This window comes from Xenorhabdus sp. SGI246 (genome assembly GCF_040838225.1).
Lineage (GTDB): Bacteria > Pseudomonadota > Gammaproteobacteria > Enterobacterales > Enterobacteriaceae > Xenorhabdus > Xenorhabdus indica.
The window spans coordinates 1-2,880 of the sequence record NZ_JBFPEZ010000132.1 but is presented as its reverse complement, the minus strand read 5'-3'; the positions used below and the strand labels follow the sequence as shown (position 1 = coordinate 2,880).

Below are 2,880 nucleotides of genomic sequence, written 5' to 3'. Positions count from 1 at the left end.
CTCTCCACGTCTCCCTGCAAACACTCTTTCCGCTGCTGGGCGCTAATCACCATAAGTGATGTCCAATGCGGGCAGATGGCTGTCACGCTTTTCGAGCAGGGCATGGTAAGCTTCCGCCAGTTCATGCATAAAGATATCCACCGACCAGCCATCAATGGCAATGTGATGCCACATGAACAAAAGATAGTGGCTGTGACCGACTTGATAATGACGCAGGCGTAAGCTCGGTTCTGTCATTAGATTAAATGATGTGCTCAATTCAACCTGTACTGTATGCAGTAATGCTTCAACACTCATACAGTGGTGTGACTCAATAAAAAGAGCATCTTCCAGTGCCTGCTGATATCCGTATCCCTCATCGTCACTGCGGTATACCGTTTTCAACACCTTATGACGCTCAACTACCCGGTTAATTGCACTTTCCAGCAGAGACAATTTGACGCCTTCATTCAATTGCACCAGATAAGGAATATGGTAGGCATAAGTGCCCTGTTCAAACTGTTCAATAAACAGCATCCGCTCCTGGGCAAAGGATAAGGGATAACGGGCAAGCTCGATATGAGGAATAACTGTGTATGTCTGCTGACCAATTTGTGTAGCTAATTCTTCAATCGTTTTCAATGCAAACAATTGCGTCAGTGAAACATCCATTGCCAACGTTTGGCGAATAGCCGCCGTCAGTTTAATTGCTCTGATAGAATCCCCACCAATACGGAAGAAATTATCTTTAACACCCACCTGCGCCAGTCCCAATACCTCCTGCCAGAGAGCACAAAGCCGGGTTTCCAGTGCATTGCGCGGGGCCACATAACTGTATTGATTAGCCCAGATCGGTTCCGGTAGTGCCCGGCAATCCAATTTACCATTCAGGGTTAACGGAATAGAGTCCATACGAGTAAAGCTGGCCGGCACCATATACTCCGGCAGGCAGCCAGATAAGTACCTGATCAGGGTATCGTCTGAGAGCCCTTCCTCTGCAACCAGATAGGCCGCCAGGACTTTATGACCTTCCTGCTCCCGGTCAATCACTACCGCCTGTTTTACTTGTGGATGTACAGTCAGTGCGGCTTCAATTTCCCCTAATTCAATGCGGTAACCCCGGATTTTGACCTGATAATCATTGCGTCCCAGATAGTCCAGCTTGCCATCCGGCCGCCAGCGCACCAAATCCCCGGTTTTATACAGCCGGGTATAACCCCGTGCCTTGTCTTCATCCGAGGCAAACGGGTTGACCACAAAGCGCTCAGCCGTCAGTTCAGGCTGGTTTAAATACCCCCGTGCCAGCCCGGCACCTCCGACATACAGTTCTCCCGGCACGCCAATCGGAGACAGATTGCCCTGTTCATCCAGTACATACAAACGGGTGTTATCAATTCCCCGGCCAATAGATAAATCATCACCCTGCAATAAATTCTGGCTGGCGCACACAGTAAATTCCGTCGGGCCATACTGGTTAAACAACGTGAGATGCGGCGGGATAGACAGGGCATTGAGAGTTTCTCCACCGGTATGGATCACCTGCAAGGTTGAACGGAATAACTCGGCAGAAAAATGATTCATCAAGGCGGTAGGAATAAAAGCTTTAGTGATCTTATGCTGATTGATAAACACCAACAATTGTTCACTGTCTCCGGTTACCGCCGCAGGAGCAATATACAAAGTAGCACCAGATATCAGCACCGGGAACACTTCAAAAACAGAAGCATCAAACACATAATTGGAGAAAAACAGCGCCTTCACCTGTGGTGCCAGCAAATGTGTTCTGGCGATAAACTGTGTCAGATTCAGGACACTGCTATGTTCTACCATCACCCCTTTTGGCTGACCGGTGGTGCCTGACGTGTAGATGATATAAGCCAGATCGGTCGGCTGGTTGATTAAGGCCGGATTTTCTGCTGGCTGCCCCCCAGTCACGGCCTGATCATCTGCCGCTATCAGAGCAGGCTGTTCCTCCCACAAATACGTGTATTCTGACAATGTGACCAGATAGTGTTGCTGAGTCACTATGCAGGGTGAACCGATGTCTTCTAAAATAAACTGAACCCGCTCGGCGGGATATTGCGGAGAGACAGGCACATAAGCGCCACCCGCTTTCAGTACCGCCAGCATACTGATCACCATTTCCAGACTGCGATCCAGAAACAAAGCTACGGGGGTATCAACTGGCATTGGCGCATAGTGTTGCCGCTGATCGTAGTGTTTCCGCTGATAATGTTGGCGAATCGCAAAGGCCAACTGGTTTACCCGTTCGTTAAGCTGACGGTAAGTCAGGGTTTCTCCCTCGAATACCAGCGCAATGTTATCCGGTGTCGCGACAACCTGTGCTTCAAACTGCTGTTGGAGTGTGCGATCTTGCGGATACGGGACATCTGTCTGGTTCCAGCTATACAGTAAAGTGTGACGTTCAGTATCATCAAGGAACAACACTGTCGAAGCTAATTGGTGTGGATCATGAACCACCGCAGACAAAATACCCTCAATCTGACAAAGTAAATGCTGAGCCTGTTTGTCTGCCAGCCAGTCTTCACCGTAACTCAGTTTGACTATCAGGCTGTCATTCTGCACATAGGCTATTAACAGCACCGGATAGTCCACCTTCTCAACCGTTCGGCGGAAAGTTAGTACATTCTCAATTCCCCCTCCGGCTTCATTCGTCACTGGTGCCGGATAGTTTTCAAAAATCAGCAGACTGTGGAACAAACGTGCTCCATTCGGTTGCAGACTGGCCAGTGACACCGCACTGTGACTGTTCAGTGCCGCAATGTCATTCTGTATTGCCTGTAAAACGTCGGCTACTGTCTGTGTGTTTTCCCACTGCACCATCAATGGCAATGTATTGATATACAAACCAACACTGGTTTCAATACCCTCGACCGGCAC

General features: G+C 49.1%; 1 protein-coding gene. It reads right to left on the bottom strand.

The genetic code is table 11. The annotated features are described in order from the left end of the window. Positions 1-42: 42 nt before the first annotated feature. On the bottom strand, positions 43-2,880 hold a 2,838-nt coding region (locus tag ABLA85_RS18315), incomplete at its 5' end, for an amino acid adenylation domain-containing protein (RefSeq protein ID WP_367965757.1).